The sequence below is a fragment of the Actinocatenispora thailandica genome, assembly GCF_016865425.1.
Classification (GTDB): Bacteria; Actinomycetota; Actinomycetes; order Mycobacteriales; family Micromonosporaceae; genus Actinocatenispora; species Actinocatenispora thailandica.
Genome location: NZ_AP023355.1, coordinates 3,061,942 through 3,083,855, shown reverse-complemented (window position 1 = coordinate 3,083,855; position 21,914 = coordinate 3,061,942). Strand labels below are relative to the sequence as shown.

The window sequence follows — 21,914 nt, the reverse complement described above, 5'->3', positions numbered from 1 at the left end:
CCTGGGTCAACCCGGGTCACCTGGCGTACCTACCCTCGTGCCGTCGTCGTCAGGACTTGCGCTTGGTACCGGGACGGTTGCCACCGGAGGAGCCGCCTCGGCCGCTGCGCCGACGCGCCGCCGGCCGGTTGGTCGGCCGGGCACCCGGACGCGGCGCCGAGCCGGCGAGCACCCGATCGGCGCCGGGCTTGTCCTCCGACTTCTCGTCCGTGTCCGCCGCCTCGTCGCTCGCCGACTCCCCGTCCGCCTTGGTCTTGTCGGCGCGCCGGCGGCGGCCGCCGGTGTCGCCGGCAGCCCGCCGGGCGAGCACCCGCGCCGCGTGGGCCCGATAACGCGAGTCGCGCATCTTCAGGTCCACCAGGACCGGCGCGGCCAGGAAGATCGACGAGTAGGTGCCGGAGAGCATGCCGACGAACAGCACCAGGCCCAGGTCCTTGAGCGTCCCGGCGCCGAGCAACCCGGCACCGATGAACAGCAGGCCCGCGACCGGCAGCAGCGAGATCACCGTGGTGTTGATCGAGCGCATCAGGGTCTGGTTGATCGCCAGGTTGGTGGCCTCGCCGTAGGTCATCCGGCTGCTCGCGGTGATGCCCCGGGTGTTCTCGTGCACCTTGTCGAACACCACGACCAGGTCGTACAGCGAGAACCCGAGGATGGTCAGCAGCCCGATGACGGTGTTCGGGGTGACCTCCCAGCCCACGATCGAGTAGACGGTCGCCGCCACGAACAGGTCGTGGATGAGCGAGGCGAACGCCGCGACGGCCATTCGCCACTCGAATCTGAAGATCAGATAGACGACCACCAGGGCCAGGAACACGATCAGCGCGATGCCGGCCTTCTGGGTGATCTGCGCACCCCAGGCGCCGGACACCGAGTTCTCGCTGATCTGGTTCGCCGGGATGTTCAGGTCCTGGCTGATGGTCGTCTTGACCTTCTCCGCCGCGCCGACGCTCAGGCTCTCGGTCTTGATCAGGTACGTCGGGTGCGTCCCGCCGACCGACTGGCCGGTGATGACCACCGCGCCGCCGTCGGTGACCGCCTTCTTCGCGTCCTCCAGGCTCACCGACGACGTCTTCGGGATCTGGAACTGCTCACCACCGCGGAAGTCGATGCCCAGGTGGAAGCCGCGAACGAAGAAGCTCGTCAGCCCGACGATCAGGATCACCAGCGTGACCAGGTAGAACCACTTGCGATGGCCGATGATGTTGAGGCCGGCCTGCCCCATGTACAACCGGTGCGCGAGGCCGTGGCGTTTCTTGCTCATCTCAGGCCTCCTTCGTCTCGGTGCGACCGGAGCGGCGGCGGGTCGGCTTCTCCTCGGACCGTTGCTGGTCGAGCACCCGACCCAGGCCCGACACCCGCGGCGACAGGAACGCCTTGCTGCGGGCGAACAGGGTCATGATCGGGTGCCGGAACAGGAACACCACGATCAGGTCCAGGATGGTGGCGAGCCCCAGCGCGAACGCGAAACCCTTCACCGACCCGGCGGACAGGAAGTAGAGCACCGCGGCACACAGAATGGTGATCGCGTTGGCCGAGATGATCGTCCGGCGGGCGCGCGCCCAGGCTCGAGGCACCGCGCTGCGCGGACTTCGGCCGTCCCGGATCTCGTCCTTGAGCCGTTCGAAGTAGATGACGAACGAGTCGGCAGCCACACCCAACGACACCACGAATCCCGCGAAGCCGGCAAGGGTCAGGGTCAACCCGGGGTTGCGGCCGAGCAGGATCAACGCCGCGAACACCAGCAACCCGGACAGCACCAGGCTCAGGAAGATCACGATGCCGAGCAGCCGGTAGTAGAACAGCGAGTAGATGATCACGATCAGCAGGCCGATCGCGGCCGCGATCAGCCCGGCCTCCAGTTGGCTGGTCCCCAGCGAGGCCGAGACCTGGTTCGCCTCGCCCTGGTGGAACGTCAGCGGCAGCGCACCGAACTTCAACTGGTTGGCCAGCAGCGTCGCCTGCGACTGGCTGAACCCACCGGTGATCTCCGCGTCACCCGCGATCACCGAGGTGATCTGCGGGGACGACACGACCTTGGTGTCCAGCACGATGGCGACCCGGCAGTGCCCCTCCGCACCCAGCGCGGCCTGCTCGCACTTGGTCTTGCCGGAGTTGTCGTAGGCCTCCTTGGTCAGGTTCGTCCACTTGGACTGACCCTTGCCCTTGAACGACAGGGTGACCTTCCAGCCGCCGGCCTGGTTGTCGTAGGTGTAGTCGGCGCTCTTGACGTCGGTCCCGAGGACCTTCGCCTTGTCCAGCAACAGCTTCTGCCCGGAGTCGCAGGAGACGACCTGCGCGTTCTCGTTGTCGATCGAGCCGGCCGGGCGGTTGTTCAGCTGCTTGCAGCTGATCTGCGGGATGTTGAACTGCATCGTCGTCGGCAGCACCGAGACCTCGGCCGGGCTGAGCTTGCGGAACCCCTTGAGCGCCTGTTCCGCCTGCGCGCCGCCCTGGGCCACCTGGTCCGGGCTGGTCACCTGCTGCGCCAGCTGGTAGGTCGCCCCCAGCTTCTTCTGCACCTTCGCCAGCAGCTTCTTCTGGGCCGCCTTGTTCGTACCGACGTTGGTGTTGTCGGTGCTCGGGCTGGCCGCCGCGGACGGCGTGCTGCTCGCCGACGGGCTCTTGCTGGACTGGGCGCTCTTGCTCGCCGACGGGGTCGCCGACGGCGTCTTGCTCGCCGACGGCTTCACGCTGCCGGACGGGGTCGCGCTGCCGGACGCCTTCGGCTTGCCGCTGGAACTGGCGCTCGGCTTCGGGGTGGGCGAAGCGGTCGGGCCCTGGTCCTGCGTCGCGTTGATGACCTTACGGAACCGCAGCTGGGCCGGCTGCCCGACCTGCTTGATCGCGTCGCTGTTCTGGCCCGCCACCGAGACGACGATGTTCTGGTTTCCCTCGGTGACCACCTCCGGCTCGGCGATACCGAGGCCGTTGACCCGCTGCTCGATGATGTTGCGAGCCTCTTCGAGACTGGTCTTCGGCGGCGGCTTGCCGTCGGTGGTCTGCGCGATCAGCGTCAACGTCGTGCCACCGACCAGGTCCAGCCCGAGCCGAGGCTTCAGCTTCTGATGCACGTCGCCGATGGAGCCCGGCCCGGTGAAGAACACCAGCGCGTACAGAACGACAAAGATGCCGCCAAGCACGGCCAGATAGCGGGACGGATGCATCCGACCCTTCGGAGGTGGTGCCACGACGTGATGTCTCCTACCTAGGTCCCCAGATGGTCATCCGGCCCCCGTCCACCCCGAGCGGGGACCGGCCGGGCACGCGCCGAAAGTTGCCCGGCGCGACGTTCAGAGCTGATTGTGCAGTATCGCGAACAGCGCCCGCGCACCGACCGGGCTCGCCGCGCAGCACCCGAGCGCCGACGTCGGCGCTGGACGCGGCGGGCCGGATCGGCGGGTCAGTTGGCGGTCGGGTCGCGCGGCAACCCCTGGTTGCTGGCGGCGACCTCCTCCTTCTTCTTGGTCTTCTGCACCGACGCGTCGTCGTCGGCCGGCTCCTCGACGGTCTCGGCCAGCTCGGGCTCCACCGCCTCGTCCGACTCCTCGACGTACTCCTCGTCGATCTCGTCGTCCTCGTCCGCCTCGTCGGCGACCTGGTCGGCCGGCGTGACCACGCGGGCGATCGCACCCTTGGCGTACCGGTTGGTGACGCCGGGGGCAACCTCGATGGTGATCGACTCGTCGTCGGTGTCGACGATCGTGCCGTAGAGCCCGCCGAGCGTCATGATCTCGGCGCCGATTCCGGCGTTGGACTGCATCTGCTGCTGTTCGCGCTTGCGCTTCTGCTGCGGGCGAATGAGCAGGAAATACATGGCAACGATCATCAAGACGAACAGCAGGATCATCGTCCAGCTGCTGCCACCGCCGCTGCTAGATGCCGCCAAGGGCTGTGCGAAATGCACTGGTGACCTTCCCCATAATTCTTTGGTGTAGACCGGCCGGAGTCTAGCCGGTCAGACTTCGGGAACCCTGAGCGGCGTAGGTCACGGTCCGATCACGGCTCACGTATCGAACAGATCTGGTTGTTCGTCCGGCGCGTCCTGATCCGGCGCGGTACCGAACGTGCCCGGCGGCGGTGTGCGGCCCAGATGAGTCCAGGCCGCCGGAGTCGCCACCCGGCCTCGCGGTGTCCGGGCCAGCAGGCCCGCACGGACCAGGTACGGCTCACACACCTCCTCGACAGTATCCGGTTGCTCGCCGACCGCCACCGCCAAGGTGGTCAGTCCCACCGGACCGCCGCCGAACGAGCCGACCAGCGCGGTCAGGACCGCCCGATCGAGCCGGTCGAGGCCCCGTTCGTCCACGTCGTAGACCCGGAGCGCGGCAAACGCCACCTCGCGGGTGATCACCCCGTCCGCCCGGACCTCGGCGAAGTCCCGGACCCGGCGCAGCAGCCGGTTGGCGATGCGCGGGGTACCCCGGGAACGGCCGGCGATCTCCACCGCGCCCTCCGGGGTGAGCGCGACACCCAGGATCCGGGCCGAACGGACGAGCAGCGCGTCCAGCTGCGCCGGAGTGTAGAAGTCGAGATGTGCGACGAACCCGAACCGGTCGCGCATCGGGCTGGTCAGCAGGCCCGACCGGGTGGTGGCCCCGACCAGCGTGAACGGTTCCACGTCCAGCGGGATCGCGGTGGCACCCGGCCCCTTGCCCACGACCACGTCGACCCGGAAGTCCTCCATCGCGCTGTACAGCAGCTCCTCGGCTGGACGGGCGATGCGGTGGATCTCGTCGATGAACAGCACGTCGCCCGGGCCGAGGCTGGTCAGCAGCGCGGCAAGATCACCGGAGCGTTCGATGGCCGGACCGCTGGTCACCCGAAGCGCCGCGCCGAGCTCGGCCGCGACGATGTTCGCCAGGGTGGTCTTACCGAGCCCCGGAGGACCGGCGAGCAGGATGTGGTCCGGCGGGTCGCCGCGGCGGGCCGCGCCGGCCAGCAGCAACTGGAGCTGCTCCCGGACCCGGTCCTGGGCGATGAACTCGGCCAGCCGCCGGGGCCGCACGTTGACCTCGGCGTCGTGCTCCTCGTCCGCCGCATACGCCGAGACCGGGCTCGACTCGCCGTCGGCGCTCATCGGCGGCACCCGCCGCGACGGGCCACGGCGGCCGTCACTTGGTCCGCCCCAACTGGCGGATCGCCTGGCGAAGCAGGACCGGCATCGCCGGAACCGGCTCGCCCTCGGGCAGCGACTCGGCCACCGCCGCGATCGCGGCGGCGGCGTCCCGGCCGGACCAGCCGAGGCCGACCAGCCCCTGCGTGACCTGGTCCTGCCAGGCGGCGGCCGGGGCGGCGGTCGCCACGGCCGCCGGTTCGGCGGACGGGACCGGCCCGATCCGCTCGCGCAGCTCCAGGATCATCCGCTCGGCCGACTTCTTCCCCACCCCCGGCACCCGGGTCAGGGTGGCGACGTCACCGCTGGCCAGGGCGCGCCGGACGGTCAGCGGGTCGAGCACCGCGATGATCGCCTGGGCGAGCTTCGGCCCCACCCCGGACGCGGTCTGCAACAGCTCGAACAGGCCGCGCTCGGCGGGCGCGGCGAACCCGTACAGGGTGAGCGAGTCCTCCCGGACCACCAGGCTGGTGTGCAGCGTGGTCTCGGTGCCGACCTGCAGGGTGGCCAGGGTCGCCGGGGCGCACTGCACGGCGAACCCGAGGCCGCCGGCGGCGCCGCCGATGTCGACCACCGCCTCGTTCGGCCCCACCGCGGTGACCCGCCCGCGAACACTGGAGATCATCTCCGCCCTCCCCATCCCCGACTCGGCCGTACCCCGCCACCGGCCGCCGCGGCCAGCCGGGCCTTCGCGCTGCCCCGCCAGATGTGACAGATGGCCAACGCCAGCGCGTCCGCCGCATCCGCCGGCCGGGGCGGATCGGCGAGCCGCAGCAGCCGGGTCACCATCGCGGTGACCTGCGCCTTGTCTGCGGTACCCGAGCCGGTGATCGCCGCCTTCGCCTCGCTCGGCGTGTACGTGGTGACCGGCAGGCCGGCGCGCGCCCCGGCCAGCACCGCGACCGCGCTGGCCTGCGCGGTACCGATCACGGTCTGGGTGTTGTGCTGGCTGAACACCCGCTCGACCGCCACCGCGTCGGGCGCGTGCTCGGCGACCAGCTCGCCGAGTCGACGATCCAGCGTGAGCAGCCGGTGGGGTAGCTCGGCGTCGGACGGGGTGCGGACCACCTCGACCGCCACCAGCGAGCAGGACCCGCCGGGTCGCCCGGTCACGACACCGACGCCACACCGGGTCAGGCCGGGGTCGATCCCGAGCACCAACACGACCAGTCCTCCTCGAACGAACGTTCGAGGAGGACTGTACCGGTTGCGGCGGGGACGGCCGCCGCTGCGACACGCGGTCGCTCGGCGCAGGTCAGTCGATCGCCGCCAGCACCTCGTCCGGCACGTCCGCATTGGTGTAGACGTTCTGCACGTCGTCGCAGTCTTCCAGCGCGTCGACCAGCTTGAACACCTTGCGCGCGCCGTCCGCCTCCAGCGGCACGTTGACACTGGCGAGGAAGCTCGCGTCGGCCGACTCGTAGTCGATGCCGGCCTCCTGCAACGCGGTGCGCACCGCGACCAGATCGGTCGCCTCGCTGACCACCTCGAACTCCTCGCCGAGGTCGTTGACCTCCTCGGCGCCGGCGTCCAGCACCGCGACGAGCACGTCGTCCTCGGTCAGCTCGCCCTTGCCGACGATCACCACACCCTTGCGGTTGAACAGGTACGACACGCTGCCGGCGTCGGCGAGGTTGCCACCGTTGCGGGTCAGCGCCGTGCGCACCTCACCGGCGGCCCGGTTGCGGTTGTCGGTCAGGCACTCGATCAGCAGCGCGACGCCGTTCGGGCCGTACCCCTCGTACATGATCGTCTGCCAGTCGGCGCCGCCGCCCTCCTGGCCGGAGCCGCGCTTGACCGCACGGTCGATGTTGTCGTTCGGGACCGAGTTCTTCTTGGCCTTCTGGATTGCGTCGTACAGCGTGGGATTGCCGGCCGGATCACCGCCACCGGTGCGCGCCGCGACCTCGACGTTCTTGATCAGCTTGGCGAACATCTTGCCGCGCTTGGCGTCGATGACCGCCTTCTTGTGCTTCGTCGTGGCCCACTTGGAGTGCCCGGACATTCACCTCTCCGTCCCCGACGGCGCCCACCGTCTTCGCGCGCAACAGCATGCCATATGCCGCTCGCACGGCGTTTCCGCCCTCGTGATCATGCACGCCACCGCGCGCCTCGGCCACGTCGGAGGCCGGGCCGCGGGTCAGTGCGTGCGTGCCGCCCGCGCCAACTGCACGAAGTGCCGGTGCACCCGCAGGTCGCCGGTCAGCTCCGGATGGAATGCGGTGGCGAGCAGATTGCCCTGTCGTACCGCAACGATCCTACCGTCCGCGGCACCGCCGGCCACCCGGGCGAGCACCTCGACCTCGGGCCCGACCGATTCGACCCACGGCGCCCGGATGAACACCGCATGGAACGGTGCACCGCCGATGTCGGCGAACTCCACCGAGCTCTCGAACGAGTCGACCTGCCGGCCGAACGCGTTACGCCGCACCACCATGTCGATGCCACCGAAGGTCTGCTGGTCCGCCCGGCCGTCCAGCACGGTGTCGGCGAGCATGATCATGCCGGCGCACGAGCCGTAGGTGGGCATCCCCGCGGCGATCCGTTGCCGCAACGGGTCGAGCAGGTCGAACGCGATCGCGAGGTTCGACATCGTGGTCGACTCGCCGCCGGGGATCACCAGCGCGTCCACCGCGGCCAGCTCGGCCGGCCGGCGCACCGGCAGCGCGGTGACCCCGTCACCCGCGATCGCCCGAAGGTGCTCGCGGACGTCGCCCTGCAGCGCGAGCACGCCGACGACCAGCGGTGCGTCGATGTCACCGGCACCGAGATCGGCGTGCAGGCTGGTGCTGGTCACCGGCTGGGTCACCAGCCGCGCTCGGCGAGCCGGTGCGGCTCGGGGATGTCGTCGACGTTGATGCCGACCATCGCCTCACCGAGCCCCCGGGACACCTTCGCGATCACGTCCGGGTCGTCGTGGAAGGTGGTGGCCTTGACGATCGCCGCGGCACGCTTGGCCGGGTCACCGGACTTGAAGATGCCGGAGCCGACGAACACGCCCTCGGCGCCGAGCTGCATCATCATCGCCGCGTCGGCCGGGGTGGCGATGCCGCCGGCGGTGAACAGCACGACCGGCAGCTTGCCGGTCCGGGCGACCTCGGCGACCAGCTCGTACGGCGCCTGCAGCTCCTTGGCCGCGACGAACAGCTCGTCGGCGCTCATCGAGGTCAGCCGGGCGATCTCGGCCCGGATCCGGCGCATGTGGGTGGTCGCGTTGGACACGTCGCCGGTGCCGGCCTCGCCCTTGGAGCGGATCATCGCCGCACCCTCGGTGAGCCGCCGCAGCGCCTCGCCCAGGTTCGTCGCGCCACACACGAACGGCACGGTGAACTGCCACTTGTCGATGTGGTTGGCGTAGTCGGCCGGGGTCAGCACCTCGGACTCGTCGATGTAGTCGACGCCGAGCGACTGCAAGACCTGCGCCTCGACGAAGTGCCCGATCCGGGCCTTGGCCATCACCGGAATCGACACCGCGCCGACGATGCCGTCGATCAGATCGGGGTCGCTCATCCGGGCCACGCCGCCCTGCGCGCGGATGTCGGCCGGCACCCGCTCCAGCGCCATCACCGCCACCGCGCCGGCGTCCTCGGCGATCTTGGCCTGCTCGGCGGTCACGACGTCCATGATCACGCCGCCCTTGAGCATCTCCGCCATCCCGCGCTTGACGCGGGCGGTACCGGTGCCGGGCGCGCTCGTCGCGCCGCTTTCGGAAGTGGGCTCGGTGGTCACGACCGACGCGCTCCTTTTCCTGATCGTCCATGTCTGCCGGGGTCCGACCTGCGCCGGACGGCTGCCCTTCCGCCGCCACCCGGGCACCGGGGCCGCGCGAGGCGATGCCGGGGCCTGGTCGGCCGCGCCGACAGCACCTTCATCCTACCCATCGGGGACGGTTGCCCCAGCGGTGAGAGGCGCGCCTCACAAGCTGCCCGACCGGGCGCTGAACAGGACGAACCCCGCCGGCCAGGTCACGGCGTCGGCAGCGGGGTGGCCGGAGCGACCGGTCCGGGGTCGTCGATGTCGAAGTAGCTGGGCCGCGGATGGCGGCGGGCCAACCGCAGCAGCCGGACGATCCGCCGGGTGCGCACCGCGAGCGCGTCCCGGACCAGATCGGTGTGTACCTGGCGGGCCAGCGCCACCCGTCGCGACGCGGCGTCCAGCGCCGTCACGTCGGGTTCGTCCGGCGCCAGCGGCAGCTCGCGCAGCAGCCGGGTCAGATCGTTCTCGGCGGCCTCCCGGTCTGGCGGCGCGCTGTCCACCGCGACCCGGGCGGCACCCCGCACCGTGGCCGCCTGGCCCGCCCACGCGTCACCCCGCTCGCGCAGGGCCGCCTCGGCGAGACCGGCGGCGAGCACGGCCCGACGGCGCAGCTGCGCGTCCAGCGCCGAGCTGGCACCGGCGGCGCGGGCATGCAACCTGTCGACCCGGGCCGCCAGCCAGGTCAGGTAGGTGGCGACCAGGACCACCAGGACGACGACTCCGACCAGCCACCACACGTCGGGAATGGTAACCGGCCGGCAGGTACGGGCACCGCTCGCGGCCCGCCCAGCCACCCGTCGGGGCGGCGATCTCGACTCAGCGCTGCCGGCTGGTCGCCCCGCGCAGCCTGCGGCGGGGACCGCGCCGGCTGCCTTCCGGCCACGGCTCGGCGACCGGCGGACCGTCCGGCGGCGACCCGCCGGCCTCGTTGCCGGTGTCTCGCAGTACCGCGGCGAGCCGCTGCGCCAGCGTCGGGTCGTCGCCGCGCACCGTCGGCGCGTTGCTGGTGGCCTCGATGGCCGAGTTGTACACCTCCAGCACCCGCTGGGCCACGACCGGCCAGTCGTAGCTGGCGACGATCTCGGTACCGCGAGCGGCGAGCGCGGCCCGCCGGGGCGCGTCGTCGAGCAGCGGTCCGAGCTCGGCGGCCAGCGAGCCGGAGTCGCCGGTTCGGAACAGCGCGCCGGCGGTGCCGTTGTCCAGTACCCGCCGGAACGCGTCCAGATCGCTCGCGAGCACCGTGGTGCCGGCCGCCATCGCCTCGGTGAGGATCATCCCGAACGACTCGCCGCCGGTGTTGGGCGCGCAGTACACGTCGACCGAGCGCAGCATTCGGGCCTTGTCGTCCTCGCTGACCCGGCCGAGGAAGGTCACCCGGTCGCGCAGCACCTCGGGCAGCCGCTGGTACAGCTCGTCCTCGTCACCCGGGCCGGCCACCAGCAGCCGCAGCCTGGGCCGCTCGGCAACGAGGCCGGCCAGTGCCGCGACGAGGATGTCGAACCCCTTGCGTGGCTCGGTGAACCGGCCGAGGAAGCCGACGGTCGTCCCGTCGTGGTCCCAGCCGGGCAGCGGCCTGGCGTGCGCGTACCGCTCGATCAGCACCCCGTTGGGGATCTCGACCGCGCCACCGCCGAGGTGTTCCACCTGGGCGCGGCGGGCCAGCGCGCTGACCGCGATCCGGGCGGTGATCTTCTCCAGGACCAGTTGCAGCGCGCCCTGCGCGGCGGCCAGCGCCTTGGACCGGCCGCCGGTGGCGAAGTGGAACGTGGCGACCACCGGGCCGCGCGCCGCCAGGCAGGCCAGCAGCGACAGGCTCGGCGACATCGGCTCGTGCACGTGCAGCACGTCGAACCGGCCGGCCGACAGCCACCGCCGGACCCGGGTGGCCGAGATCGGCCCGAACGACACCCGAGCCACGGATCCGTTGTAACGCAACGGAACCGCCCGACCGGCCGGTACGACGTAGTCGGGCAGCCGGGTCTCGTCCTCGGCCGGCGCGAGCACGCTGACCCGGTGACCGAGCGCGATCAGCGTCTCGGCGAGGTCGCGCACGTGCCACTGGACTCCCCCGGGTACGTCGAAGGAGAACGGGCAGACGATGCCGACGCGCATCCTCACCGCACCCCGGTCGAGGTGTCCCGGCCGGACTCGCGGGCCACCGGCCCCGCCGGCTCGGCCGTGGTGGCGTCGGCGGCCGGGTCCGCACCGACGGGAGCGCTGGCGGCCGGGTCGGTGTCGACGGGAGCACCGTCGGTGGGCGGCGAGGTGGTGCGGTGGCGGTCGTCGAGCCACAGCCGGGAGAGCATGTGCCAGTCGGCCGGGTGCGCGGCGATGCCGGCGGCCAGCTCGTCCGCGACACGCTGGGTCAGCATGGCGACCCGCTCCGGCAGGGTGCCCTCGGCCGGCACCGGGAGCGGGCCGGTGAGCTTCGCGTACGTCCCGTCGTCGCCGAACCACAGCGACACCACGATCAGCGGTCGGCCGGTCTGGATCGCGAGCAGGGCCGGGCCGGGTGGCATCCGGGTGGGGTGGCCGAAGAAGGTCACCGGGACGCCCCGGCTGGACATGTCGCGGTCGGCGAGCAGGGCCACGACCCCGCCGTCGCGCAGCCGGTCGGCGAGCGTGTCGATGGTGGCGCGATCCGGCCCCCGGGTCGGCAGGATCTCCATCCCGAGGCGCTGCCGGTAGGCGACGAACCGCTGGTAGAGGCCCTCGGGCTGGAGCCGTTCGGCGACCGCCGTGAGCCGGATGCCCTGCGAGGTCGCCCAGACGCCGGCGTGCTCCCAGTTCGCCGCGTGCGGCAGGGCGAGTACGCAGCCGCCGGTGACGGTGTCCAGCAGCTCCGGCGTGGTCAGGTGGAAGGTCCGCGTCATCGTCTCCGGGGACACCGCGGGCAGCCGGAACGCCTCCAGCCAGTACCGCGCGTAGGAGCGCATGCCGTCGCGGACCAGGCCGGAGAGTTCCTCCTCGCTGGGACCGGGGCCGACGACCCGGCGCAGGTTGCGGGTCAGCTGCCAGACGCCACGGCCGCCGCGGCGGGTCAACTGGTCGGCGACGGCCCGGAAGACCCACCTGGCCAGGCCCGCCGGCATCAGCCGGACCAGCTTCCACCCGGCCGCGTACGCCAGCTCGACGCCGCGGCCGCTCACGTGCCTGCCCCGCGCCCCGGCGAGGGCACCGGATCGCTGGAGTCGCCGTCCCCCTCGCCGGTCCTCGGGGCGTCGCCGTCCCCGGCGGTCGCCGAGTCAGCCGCGGCCGGCCCGGGGCCGTCGGCGTTGCCCAGCGGGGTGCGCATCCCGGCCGCCTGCCGGCGCACGTACAGGATGCGCTGACCGACGGTGATCAGCGACAGCACGGCGAGCACCCAGATCGCGATCCAGAAGACCAGGTCGAGGCCGAAGATGTAGAACAGGCCGCCGACGCCGACGATGATCAGCCGCTCGGCCCGTTCGGCGATGCCCACGTTGCACTCGAAGCCGACGCTCTGCGCCCGGGCCTTCGCGTACGAGATGACCTGGCCCGCGCCGAGGCAGATCAGCGCGCCGATGGCCGGCAGCGGATGGCCGGTGTTGCCGAGCCAGAACGCCAGCGAACCGAACACCGCGGCGTCGGCGATGCGGTCCATCGTCGAGTCGAGGAACGCGCCGAACGGGGTGGAGTACCCGCGGGCGCGCGCCATCGCGCCGTCGAGCATGTCGGTACTCACGCTGAGGGTGATGATGATCAGGCCGGTGAGGATGTGCCCGCGGGCCACGAACCCGAGCGCGCCGGCGAGCACCGCACCGGTGCCGATCAGGGTCACGACGTCGGGGGTGACCCCGGCCCGCAACAGGGCCCTGGCGACGGGGCTGACCACCCGAGCGGCACCGGCCCTGCCCACCACGCTGAAGATCTTCGCCATGCTCCCGCCAGGATGTTGGGATATCCGCCCCGGCGCACCCGCTCCGGCCGGACGCCCGCACCCGCCGGCGGGCGCGACATCCCACCTTAACGGGTTGTCGACCATGGCGTGCAGCGCACCGTACCCGGCACTCAGCGTGTTGCCAGCCGGGCCGGCGGCATCCGGTGCGATGGTCCACCCGTACCGTTACGGCGCCGGTGTCCGCCAGGCGCGTCGGGGTTGTGTCGGTAGTGGTGTGGGTGTGTGATCGGCGGCAGGCGGTGCGTGAGCATCCGCCACGGCGACGGTGACGGCCCGGCACGGGAGGTAGCAGGATGGCACAGCGAGGCACGGGCCCGCAGAAAGGGTCCGAGAAGGGAGCCGCCGGCCCTGGGCCGGTGGTCGATGATCCGCGCAACCTGCGCAACGTGGTGCTGGTCGGGCATTCCGGAGTCGGGAAGACGACGCTGGTGGAGGCGCTGCTGCAGGCCACCGGCACGATCGAGCGGGCCGGCACGGTCACCGACGGGAGTACGGCCTGCGACGCCGACCCGGCGGCCGTGCGCCAGCAGCGTTCGGTCAACCTCGCGGTGGCACCGGTCGTGGTCGGCGACACCAAGATCAACTTTCTGGACACGCCCGGCTACTCCGACTTCGTCGGTGAGCTGCGGGCCGGGTTGCGGGCGGCGGACGCGGCACTGTTCGTGGTCTCCGCGGTCGACGGGATGGATGCGGCGACGATCGCACTGTGGGACGAGTGCGCCGCGGTCGGCCTGCCTCGCGGCGTGGTGGTGACCCGGTTGGACGCGCCGCGCGCCGACTTCGACGAGACCGTCGCGCTGTGCCAGCGGGTGTTCGGCGAGGGCGTACTCCCGCTGTACCTGCCGGTGCACGGTGAGCGAGCCGCCGATGCCCCGGAGGACGCCGGCGAACCGGTCGTTGGGCTCATCGGCCTGCTCACCCAGACGGTGTTCGACTACAGCAACGGGTACCCGCCGGCCGAGCAGCCGGCGCAGGCCGCGCACGTCGAGGCGATCGAGGAGGCGCGCAACGCGCTGATCGAGGGGATCATCGCCGAGAGCGAGGACGAGACCCTGATGGACCGGTACCTCGACGGCGAGGCGATCGACGAGGCCACCCTGATCACCGACCTGGAGAAGGCGGTGGCGCGCGGATCGTTCTACCCGGTGATTCCGGTGGACGCGCCGAGTTCGGTCGGGCTGGACTCGGTGCTGTCCGGCATCGTGCGCGGTTTCCCCGGCCCGACCGAGCACAACCTGCCCGCGGTCACCGACCTGGACGGCTCGCCGCGCGACCCGCTGACCGCGGATCCGGCCGGTCCGCTGGTCGCCGAGGTGGTCAAGACGACGATCGACCCGTACGTCGGCCGGGTCTCGCTGGTGCGGGTGTTCTCCGGCACGCTGACCCCGGAGGTGGCGGTACACGTCGCCGGGCACGGGTTGGCCGAGCGCGGCCACCCCGACCACGACGCGGACGAGCGGATCGCGCACCTCTACTCCCCCCTCGGTACCGCGCTGCGCGAGGTGCCGCGCTGCGTCGCCGGCGACCTGTGCGCGGTGACCAAGTCCGGCACCGCGGAGACCGGCGACACGATCTCGGCGAAGTCCGATCCGCTGCTGATCGAGCAGTGGCAGATGCCCGAGCCGCTGCTGCCGGTGGCGATCGTCGCGCACACCCGCTCGGACGAGGACGCGCTGGCCCGCAACATGGCGCGACTGGTGGCCGGCGATCCGACGCTGCGGCTGGAGCGCAACGCCGAGACCCGGCAACTGGTGCTGTGGTGCATGGGCGAGGCGCACGCCGACGTGGTGCTCGACCGGTTGCGGGCCGGCGGCGCCGAGATCGACACCGAGCCGGTCCGGGTGGCGCTGCGCGAGACGTTCGCCGCCACCGGCGTCGGGCACGGCCGGCACGTCAAACAGTCCGGCGGGCACGGACAGTACGCGGTGTGCGACATCGAGGTGGCGCCGCTGCCGTCCGGCAGCGGCTTCGAGTACCTGGACAAGGTGGTCGGCGGCGCGGTGCCGCACCAGTACATCCCGAGCGTGGAGAAGGGCGTGGTCAACCAGCTCGCCGCGGGTTTGTCGGCCGGGTTCCCGGTGGTGGACGTGCGGGTCACTCTCACCGACGGCAAGGCGCACTCGGTCGACTCGTCGGACGCGGCGTTCCAGACCGCGGGCGCGCTGGCGCTCAAGGACGCGGCGGCCAAGGCCGGGGTGACGCTGCTGGAGCCGCTCGACGAGGTGGCGGTGCTGGTACCGGACAACCACGTCGGTACGGTGCTGTCCGATCTGTCCGGCCGGCGCGGCCGGGTGCTCGGGACCGAGCAGGAGCCGGGCGAGCGCACCCTGGTGCGGGCCGAGGTGCCGGCGACCGAGCTGTTGCGCTACGCCATCGAACTGCGCTCGATGACCAGCGGCACCGGCAGCTTCACCCGCCACTTCGTCCGGTACGAGCCGATGCCGGCGCAGCTCGCGGAGAACATCCGCGCCGAGCACGCGGCGCGCTGACAGCCCCCGGGCGCTGGAACACGGGCCCGGCGCATCGGTCGCCCGGGCCGGGGACCGCGGGGTGCCGCGCCGTCAGTCGTCGCCGGACAGCGCCTGCAACGCCGGCAGCGCGGCACGCAGCGCCGCCCGCTGCTCGTCGGACAGGGCGGCGATGCGTTCCTGCAGCACCCGGGAGCGCGCCGAGCGGTTGCCCTGGACCAGCGCGGCGCCCTCGGCGGTGGCGCGCACCAGGCTGGCCCGGCCGTCGGCCGGATCGGGTTCCCGCACCGCGTAGCCGCCGGCCTCCAGACCGGACAGCACCCGGGTCATGGTCGGCGCGCTGACGCCCTCCCGCGCCGCGAGGTCGCTGGGTCGCAGCGGACCGGACCACACGACCGTGGCGAGCACCGCCACGGCGGAGTGCCCGAGCTGTGCCGGGGCCTTGCGGCGCACCAGCCGGTTGAGCCGCGCCATCGCGACGAACAGCCCGGCGGCGTCCGCCGCGTACGGCGCGGTGGGGTCGGCGGCGGGCACCGGGTCGGCAGCGGCGGCCGCCGCAGGCTTCTCGGACACTGCCATTCCCCTCGTCCTCAGCGCGGATGCCCCACCCTATCCACCGGCACGTTACGCATCGGCCCTGGTCGGGTCGCTTTCGGTGCGCCGGTTCCGGCGGCCGTCGAAGGTCGACGCGACCGCGCCGACGAGCATCATGATCGCCGCGGCGGTGAACACCACGACCAGTCCCTGATGTACCGGGCCGGAGATCAGGTGCGGGAAGAACTCCTTGCCGAGCAGGGTGTCCTGCTGGTGCTGGGTCAGCTGGTGCAGCACGCTCGGCGGCACCAGGCTGCGGATCGGGTTGTACCCGAGGAACGCGGCGAACAGGCTGCCCACCGGCGGCAAATCGCCCACCTGCTGCGCGGTGGCGGCCGGTACGCCCTGCTGCTCCAGCCCGTGGGTGAGCGCGGTCGGCAGCGTGGCGGCCAGCCCGACGATCATCAGCGAGAAGAAGATGCCGATCGAGAGTGCCTGGCCGGAGTTCTGGAACGTGCCGCGCATGCCGGCGGCGGCACCGCGCTGGTGGGCGGGCACGCTGCTCATCACCCGCGAGGTGTTCGGCGAGGAGAAGATGCCCGAACCGACTCCGTTGACGAACAGCAGCAGGGCGAAGATCCAGTACGGGAAGTCGACCGGCAGCAGCATCATCCCGAGGAACGTGCAGGCCACGATGACCAGCCCACCGGAGGCGAAGACGCGCTGCCCGAACCGGTCGGACAGGTACCCCGACACCGGGCCGGCGAGCAGGAAGCCGATGGTCAGCGGCAGCATGTAGATGCCGGCCCACAGCGGCGTGTCGACGAAGTCGTAGCCGTGCAGCGGCAGCCAGATGCCCTGCAGCCAGATGATCAGCATGAACTGCAGGCCGCCGCGGCCGATCGCGGACAGCAGCACCGCGAGGCTGCCGGCGGAGAACCGCGGGATCCTGAACAGGCTGAGCCGGAACATCGGCTCGCGCACCTTGCTCTCGATGATGCAGAACGCGACGAGCAGGGCGACGCCCAGGGCCAGGCCGGCATCGACCTTCGGGTTGGTCCAGCCGGTGGCGTGCGACCGGTACGGCTGGATGCCGTAGGTGATGGCGGCGAGCAGCACGGACAGCCCGGCGGCGAAGGTGATGTTGCCCGGCCAGTCCAGCGACTCGCGTTTGCGCTGCCCCAGCTCCCGCAGCGAGGTGTACGACCAGATCGTGCCGATCACCCCGATCGGGACGCTGACCAGGAACACCAGCCGCCAGTGGTACTCCGACAGCACGCCGCCGATGACCAGCCCGACGAACGAGCCGGCGATCGCGGCGACCTGGTTGACGCCCAGCGCCATGCCGCGCTGCTTCTCGTGGAACGCGTCGGTCAGGATCGCGGTGGAGTTGGCGAACAGCATCGCGCCGCCGACACCCTGCACCACCCGCCAGGCGATCAGCCACAGCGCACCGGAACTGGCGTGGAACGGATCCAGCGACAGTGCGATGGACGCGACGGTGAACACGACGAAGCCGCCGTTGTAGATCTTGACCCGGCCGAACATGTCGCCGAGCCGCCCGACCGACACCACCAGCACGGCCGAGACCAGCAGGAACCCCATGATCATCCACAGCAGGTAGCTGACGTTGCCGGGTTCGAGCGGGTTGAGACCGATGCCGCGGAAGATCGCCGGCAGCGAGATGATCACGATGGACGCGTTGATGGTGGCGAGCAGCATGCCCACCGTGGTGTTGGACAGCGCCACCCACTTGTAGCGCGGGTGGTCCCGATCGAACCGGTTCCGACGACCTGATGCGGCCTGCGACACGGCAGCCTCTGACATGCGTGCACAACCTCCCGCACGCCATGCTAGTTGCTTGCTGCTAACTAATATAGTCGCGGTGATCGATCCCGCTCGATCGGGACGCACCTCACGCCAGCGCCGGCGAGCCTGCGCCGAACGCGAGATCCGTACCGGTCGCGCTGGGATGCTGGAGCCATGTCGGACACGCCGCAGCCCGTCGTACCGGCCGGTCGGCTGCGCCGGCTCTGGCGGCGAACCCAGCAGCCGGACGCCTACGGGGTCGTCCTGCTCGCGGTGCTGCTGTCCCTGATCGGCACCGGATTCGGCGGGGTTGGCGGTGCCGGCGCCGTCGTCCTGTTGACGCTCGCCCTGCTGTTCGCGATCCACACCGCGGGCTACCCGACCCGGCTGGTCCGCGCGGCCGCGCCGGTCGGCGCCGCGGCGGTGGCGGCGCTACTGGCCGCGGCCGTCACCGGATCCCAGCCGCTGGCGATCATCGGCGACATCCTGACGCTGTTGCTGGTCGCCGCCACCATCGCGCTGGTACTGGCCCGGGTCGGGCGGTCGCCACGCATCACGCTGGCCACCATCACCGCCGCGCTGAGCGTGTACCTGCTCGTCGCCGTCGGCTACGCGGACGCGTTCGGGCTGATCGGCGCGGCCCGGCCACCGTTCTTCGCCGGAACCGGCGGCGAGCGCGCCGTGGACTACCTGTACTTCAGCCTCGTCACGATCACCACGACCGGCTACGGCGACCTGGTGGCACGCGGCGACCTGGGCCGGATGGTCGCCGCCTCCGAAGCGGTCCTCGGCCAGCTGTACCTGGTGACCGTGGTGGCGATGGCGGTCGCCAACCTCGGCCACGCCCGCCGCCACGACCTGCGCCGTCCCCCGCCGCCCGAGCGGTGAACGGACCGATCAGCCGGTGATCGCGGCCCAGGCGTCGGCGAGCAGGGTCCGGGTGTCGGCGAGCAACTGCGGCAGCACCTTGGTGTGCCCGATCACCGGCATGAAGTTCGTGTCGCCACCCCACCGTGGCACCACGTGCTGGTGCAGGTGGCCGGCGATGCCGGCACCACCGACCGGGCCCTGGTTCATCCCGACGTTGAAGCCCTCCGCGCCGCTGGCCCGGCGCACCGCCCGCATCGCGGTCTGCGTGAAAGTACCGAACTCGGCCAGCTCCGCGCCGGTCAGATCGGTGTAGTCGGGCACGTGCCGGTACGGGCAGACCATCAGGTGCCCGGTGTTGTACGGGTAGAGGTTGAGCAGCGCGTAGACGCTGGAGCCACGCGCGATCACCAGGCCCTCGGCGTCCGGCAGCGTGGGCACCCGGCAGAACGGACAGCCGGCCGGGTCGTCGGCCGGGCCGGTCGGCTTGTTCTCGCCCTGGATGTAGGCCATCCGGAACGGCGTCCAGAGCCGTTCCAGCTCGTCCGGATCGCCCGCCCCGTCCTGCCGGATCACCTGCTCATCGCTCACGGCCACCGATCCTACGGCCGCCGTCCACCGCCGCCAGCACGGCGTCGGAGACCTCGGCGAGGTAGCGGGCACCCTCGTGCCCGGCGGTGAACACGTTCCCCAGGTGCACGAACACCAGGTCACGGGTCGGGTCGGCCCAGGCCAGACAGCAGTTGGAGCCGTTGTGGCCGAACGCGTCCCGGTGGCTGGCCTGCCCCAGCGGGTTCGCCGCCGGCGAGCCCGGCGTCGCCGAGCCGAGCTGGAACCCGTGCGCCCAGCGCACCGGCACGTGCAGCAGCCGGTCCAGTTCGGTGTCGGAGGTCGACGGTTCCCGGGCGGCGGCGATGCTGTCCGGTGCGAGTACCCGCGACCCGGCCAGGTCGCCGCCGCGCAGCAGCATCCGGTAGAACAGCGCCACGTCGTGCGCGGTCGCCGAGACACCCGCCGCCGGGATCGGCGCCGCCCGCAGCGCGTCCCGGTTGAGCCAGTACCGGGCGGGCAGGGTACGGCCGCGGGTGTGCACCGGCACCGCCCGGTGTCGCTGCGGCTCCGGCAGGCCGAGGTGAATGTCGCCCAACCGCAACGGATCCAGCAGCTCGTCCCGCAGCACCGCACCGACCGGCCGGCCCGTCACCCGGCGGACCAGCTCGCCGAGCAGGTAGCCGTAGCTGATGATGTGGTACGCCGGGACCGCGCCGGCCGCCCACCGCGGCCGGGACCGTTGCAGGGCGCGGACGAAGCGGGGACCGTCCACCATCGCGAGCGAATCCGCGGCGATGCTGCCGTGCGCGAGCGGCACGCCGGACCGGTGCGCCAGTACGTGCCGCACGGTGACGTGCTGCTTGCCGCGCGCCGCGAACTCCGGCCAGTACCGCGCGACCGGCTCGTCCAGGCCCAGCAGCCCCTGCTCGGCCAGCCGGTGCACCAGCAACGCCACGAACGGTTTGCTGGTCGAGAACAGCCAGAACAGCGAGTCGGGCCGGCAGCCGAAGCACCGGTCCACCAGCACCCGGTCACCGTGCAGCACGCACAGCTGGGCCCGGCCACCGCGCCCGGCCACCAGCCGCACCGCCCGGGCCAGCGGAGCCGGATCCACCCCGGCCCGCCGCGTCAGGTTCTCCGTCCAGTCCATCCGCGCACCTCACCGTCGCCGCTCTCGATGATGCGCCGGCTTCCCACGGTACGAAGCCAGATCGGCGAGGTGCGCGGTGCGGCCCGGCGTCAGTCCTGGCGCAGGGCGGGCATCGGGACCGGCACCGAGTACGCGGTGGCGCCGGCTCCGACGCCACCCTCGCAGGTGTTCGGCGGGTCGGTGGTCACACCGCGGGTGGACGGGCGTTCGGCGGCCCAGAACATGTACCCGAGCATGCCGGTACTGGCGCCGGCGCCCTGCGGCGCGGCGTTCCGGACGAAGTCGCCGGTCGAGCTCTGCAGCGAGTCGGCGAAGTCGGTGCACTCCGGGCGCACCTTGGAGCCTTCGGCGATGTAGAGACTGCCGGTGAACTTGGCCGGCGCGAGCGGCGGGATCGGCGGACTGTAGGTGGCCTTGCCGACCAGATGCTCGGTCCAGTTCGATTCGGCGGTACCGGTGGACGGCTGCCGGCTGGGCACCATCGCGTTCGCGTAGTCCAGTACCGGCGTGTCGGTGCGCAGCCAGTCGGCCGTCGCCTTCCGCGTCAGGCCGATCAGCCAGCGGTCACCGGCGGCAAGGTCGATGGTCAGCCGGGCCGCCGGATCGGCGCCGGACGCGTCGTACGGCACGGCCGCCCGGTAGGCGTCGACGAACGCCTGCAGGCCGGTCAGGTTCGGGTTGCTGCTCTCCTCGTAGTCGATCTCGATGCCGACACCCAGCCGGCGCGCCACCGCGGCGGCGTTGCGCCCGAGTTGGGCGCCGTTCGTGGCCAGTGCCGTGTTCCAGTCGTCGACGTAGGTGATGCCACCGATCGACAGCATCACCCGCACCCCGTGGCTGGTGAAGTAGTCGACGACGGCCTGGTCCATACCGACCGGAACCCCGCCGGCGGTCTGCGCGTCGGTGGTCTGGTTCAGCAGCCGCAACGGATTGACGAAGCTGAGTACGACCAGGTTGACCGACGGCCGACCGTCCCCGCGGTCGATCAACCAGTGGTTGTTCGCGTCGAACTGGGTCATGTCCCGCACGGTGCCCCACAGGCAGGCGTCGTCGGAACAGTGCCAGGCCCCGTACACCGACACCGACCCGGCCGCGTCCGGCTGTACGGCGCCTTGGCCGGACGTCGCGGTGGCGGGGGCGCCCGGCCGCGCCGTACCGGCAGCGCCGGAGGTCGACCTCGCCGCGGCGGCAGCGGCGACCGGGGTCGGCCGGTCCGCGGCGGGAGTGGCGGCCGGGGTCGGCCGGTCCGCGGCGGGAGTGGCGGCCGGGGTCGACTGGGCCGCGGCGGGAGTGGCGGCGAGCAGCGGAAGCAGGGCGACGAGGACGGCGGCGAGCATCGACCGCCGGAGGGCAGGAACGGCCATCACGGCCTCCGAGGACAGAAGGGGAAACAGTAAAGAATCCGGGCTGTCGGATCCAAGATCCCGCCGGTCGCCCGGATTGTCAACGCAGGATCCGGCCCCGCCGCCCTCGCGGCTCCGTCGGCAGCTCGGCTGCAGGCGCCGACGCCGGATCGGGCGCGATCTCGAGGCGGATGCCGACATCGGCGGGCTCCCACGGGGGTCGGCGCGGCGGCGCGTACCCGAAACAGCCGAGCCATCCGGCTGACCGAGCGGTAGCCTCATCGCCGCACCAGACCGTTCCACCGCGCTGGAGGAGGGATGACCCGAACCGCTGCGATGGCTGCCTGATCAGGGGAAGACGCCGATGCCGGTGCGGGTGCGCTGACACCTACCGGTG

General features: G+C 71.9%; 17 protein-coding genes and 3 pseudogenes. 2 read left to right on the top strand and 18 right to left on the bottom strand.

Annotated features, from left to right (window positions below):
- Nucleotides 1-49: 49 nt before the first annotated feature.
- From secF to pgsA, 13 genes and pseudogenes are all read right to left on the bottom strand, one after another.
- A complete protein-coding gene (gene secF / locus Athai_RS13640; RefSeq protein WP_203961832.1) occupies nucleotides 50-1,264 on the bottom strand; it encodes a protein translocase subunit SecF in 1,215 nt (404 codons plus the stop codon).
- A 1-nt stretch (nucleotide 1,265) separates the two neighbouring features.
- A complete protein-coding gene (gene secD / locus Athai_RS13635; protein WP_203965655.1) occupies nucleotides 1,266-3,167 on the bottom strand; it encodes a protein translocase subunit SecD in 1,902 nt (633 codons plus the stop codon).
- A 398-nt stretch (nucleotides 3,168-3,565) separates the two neighbouring features.
- Nucleotides 3,566-3,850 (bottom strand): annotated as a pseudogene (yajC, locus tag Athai_RS13630) (preprotein translocase subunit YajC); the annotation flags it as partial.
- A 156-nt stretch (nucleotides 3,851-4,006) separates the two neighbouring features.
- Nucleotides 4,007-5,080 carry a Holliday junction branch migration DNA helicase RuvB gene (ruvB, locus tag Athai_RS13625; RefSeq protein WP_203961830.1) on the bottom strand — a complete coding sequence of 358 codons (1,074 nt, stop codon included), beginning with the start codon at nucleotides 5,078-5,080 and terminating at the stop codon, nucleotides 4,007-4,009.
- A gap of 34 nt (nucleotides 5,081-5,114) precedes the next feature.
- On the bottom strand, nucleotides 5,115-5,741 hold the full coding sequence (gene ruvA / locus Athai_RS13620; protein WP_203961829.1) for a Holliday junction branch migration protein RuvA: 627 nt from the start codon (nucleotides 5,739-5,741) through the stop codon (nucleotides 5,115-5,117).
- Nucleotides 5,738-6,280 (bottom strand): crossover junction endodeoxyribonuclease RuvC, encoded by a 543-nt coding sequence (ruvC, locus tag Athai_RS13615; protein WP_203961828.1) that lies wholly within the window; start codon nucleotides 6,278-6,280, stop codon nucleotides 5,738-5,740. Before ruvC ends, ruvA begins: the two co-directional genes overlap by 4 nt.
- 91 nt (nucleotides 6,281-6,371) lie before the next feature.
- Nucleotides 6,372-7,121: a YebC/PmpR family DNA-binding transcriptional regulator gene (locus Athai_RS13610; RefSeq protein ID WP_203961827.1), complete on the bottom strand. Its 750-nt coding sequence runs from the start codon at nucleotides 7,119-7,121 to the stop codon at nucleotides 6,372-6,374.
- Nucleotides 7,122-7,256: 135 nt separating this feature from the next.
- Nucleotides 7,257-7,871: a pyridoxal 5'-phosphate synthase glutaminase subunit PdxT gene (gene pdxT / locus Athai_RS13605; RefSeq protein ID WP_420829829.1), complete on the bottom strand. Its 615-nt coding sequence runs from the start codon at nucleotides 7,869-7,871 to the stop codon at nucleotides 7,257-7,259.
- Between the two features lie 50 nt (nucleotides 7,872-7,921).
- The gene (pdxS, locus tag Athai_RS13600; protein ID WP_203961826.1) at nucleotides 7,922-8,845 is read right to left on the bottom strand and encodes a pyridoxal 5'-phosphate synthase lyase subunit PdxS; all 924 of its coding nucleotides are present in this window, start codon (nucleotides 8,843-8,845) and stop codon (nucleotides 7,922-7,924) included.
- A 236-nt stretch (nucleotides 8,846-9,081) separates the two neighbouring features.
- Nucleotides 9,082-9,618 (bottom strand): hypothetical protein, encoded by a 537-nt coding sequence (locus tag Athai_RS13595; protein ID WP_203965651.1) that lies wholly within the window; start codon nucleotides 9,616-9,618, stop codon nucleotides 9,082-9,084.
- Between the two features lie 259 nt (nucleotides 9,619-9,877).
- Nucleotides 9,878-10,984 (bottom strand): annotated as a pseudogene (locus Athai_RS13590) (glycosyltransferase family 4 protein); the annotation flags it as partial.
- 2 nt (nucleotides 10,985-10,986) lie between these two features.
- Nucleotides 10,987-12,021, bottom strand: coding sequence for a phosphatidylinositol mannoside acyltransferase (locus tag Athai_RS13585; RefSeq protein ID WP_203961824.1), 1,035 nt, complete (start codon nucleotides 12,019-12,021; stop codon nucleotides 10,987-10,989).
- Between the two features lie 128 nt (nucleotides 12,022-12,149).
- Nucleotides 12,150-12,773, bottom strand: a pseudogene (pgsA, locus tag Athai_RS13580) (phosphatidylinositol phosphate synthase); the annotation flags it as partial.
- A 314-nt stretch (nucleotides 12,774-13,087) separates the two neighbouring features.
- On the opposite strand from pgsA, the gene Athai_RS13575 reads away from it, so the two are divergent.
- Entirely contained in the window at nucleotides 13,088-15,283 is a 2,196-nt protein-coding gene (locus Athai_RS13575) for an elongation factor G-like protein EF-G2 (RefSeq protein WP_203961822.1), read from the top strand.
- A 72-nt stretch (nucleotides 15,284-15,355) separates the two neighbouring features.
- Here the strand turns inward: Athai_RS13575 and Athai_RS13570 are convergent, their stop codons facing one another.
- Together Athai_RS13570 and Athai_RS13565 are read right to left on the bottom strand one after the other, a co-directional pair.
- Complete coding sequence (locus tag Athai_RS13570) at nucleotides 15,356-15,841, bottom strand: MarR family winged helix-turn-helix transcriptional regulator (RefSeq protein ID WP_203961821.1); 486 nt, start codon at nucleotides 15,839-15,841, stop codon at nucleotides 15,356-15,358.
- A gap of 45 nt (nucleotides 15,842-15,886) precedes the next feature.
- Nucleotides 15,887-17,623 (bottom strand): MFS transporter, encoded by a 1,737-nt coding sequence (locus Athai_RS13565; protein WP_203961820.1) that lies wholly within the window; start codon nucleotides 17,621-17,623, stop codon nucleotides 15,887-15,889.
- Between the two features lie 156 nt (nucleotides 17,624-17,779).
- Between Athai_RS13565 and Athai_RS13560 the strand changes: the two genes are divergently transcribed.
- The gene (locus tag Athai_RS13560; RefSeq protein WP_203961819.1) at nucleotides 17,780-18,493 is read left to right on the top strand and encodes a potassium channel family protein; all 714 of its coding nucleotides are present in this window, start codon (nucleotides 17,780-17,782) and stop codon (nucleotides 18,491-18,493) included.
- A 9-nt stretch (nucleotides 18,494-18,502) separates the two neighbouring features.
- Here Athai_RS13560 and Athai_RS13555 read toward each other — a convergent pair whose 3' ends face one another.
- The 3 genes from Athai_RS13555 to Athai_RS13545 form a co-directional block, all read right to left on the bottom strand.
- Nucleotides 18,503-18,985: an HIT family protein gene (locus tag Athai_RS13555; RefSeq protein ID WP_203965649.1), complete on the bottom strand. Its 483-nt coding sequence runs from the start codon at nucleotides 18,983-18,985 to the stop codon at nucleotides 18,503-18,505.
- 67 nt (nucleotides 18,986-19,052) lie between these two features.
- The gene (locus Athai_RS13550; protein WP_203961818.1) at nucleotides 19,053-20,174 is read right to left on the bottom strand and encodes a serine hydrolase domain-containing protein; all 1,122 of its coding nucleotides are present in this window, start codon (nucleotides 20,172-20,174) and stop codon (nucleotides 19,053-19,055) included.
- An 89-nt stretch (nucleotides 20,175-20,263) separates the two neighbouring features.
- A complete protein-coding gene (locus Athai_RS13545; protein WP_239156916.1) occupies nucleotides 20,264-21,538 on the bottom strand; it encodes a glycoside hydrolase family 18 protein in 1,275 nt (424 codons plus the stop codon).
- Nucleotides 21,539-21,914 lie beyond the last annotated feature (376 nt).

Bases quoted from the DNA above. Each gene is read 5' to 3' on its own strand.
- secF (WP_203961832.1), bottom strand. From the start codon at position 1,264: ATGAGCAAGAAACGCCACGGCCTCGCGCACCGGTTGTACATGGGGCAG.
- secD (WP_203965655.1), bottom strand. From the start codon at position 3,167: ATGCATCCGTCCCGCTATCTGGCCGTGCTTGGCGGCATCTTTGTCGTT.
- ruvB (WP_203961830.1), bottom strand. From the start codon at position 5,080: ATGAGCGCCGACGGCGAGTCGAGCCCGGTCTCGGCGTATGCGGCGGAC.
- ruvA (WP_203961829.1), bottom strand. From the start codon at position 5,741: ATGATCTCCAGTGTTCGCGGGCGGGTCACCGCGGTGGGGCCGAACGAG.
- Athai_RS13610 (WP_203961827.1), bottom strand. From the start codon at position 7,121: ATGTCCGGGCACTCCAAGTGGGCCACGACGAAGCACAAGAAGGCGGTC.
- Athai_RS13575 (WP_203961822.1), top strand. From the start codon at position 13,088: ATGGCACAGCGAGGCACGGGCCCGCAGAAAGGGTCCGAGAAGGGAGCC.
- Athai_RS13570 (WP_203961821.1), bottom strand. From the start codon at position 15,841: ATGGCAGTGTCCGAGAAGCCTGCGGCGGCCGCCGCTGCCGACCCGGTG.
- Athai_RS13565 (WP_203961820.1), bottom strand. From the start codon at position 17,623: ATGTCAGAGGCTGCCGTGTCGCAGGCCGCATCAGGTCGTCGGAACCGG.
- Athai_RS13560 (WP_203961819.1), top strand. From the start codon at position 17,780: ATGTCGGACACGCCGCAGCCCGTCGTACCGGCCGGTCGGCTGCGCCGG.
- Athai_RS13555 (WP_203965649.1), bottom strand. From the start codon at position 18,985: ATGGCCTACATCCAGGGCGAGAACAAGCCGACCGGCCCGGCCGACGAC.
- Athai_RS13550 (WP_203961818.1), bottom strand. From the start codon at position 20,174: ATGGACTGGACGGAGAACCTGACGCGGCGGGCCGGGGTGGATCCGGCT.
- Athai_RS13545 (WP_239156916.1), bottom strand. From the start codon at position 21,538: ATGGCCGTTCCTGCCCTCCGGCGGTCGATGCTCGCCGCCGTCCTCGTC.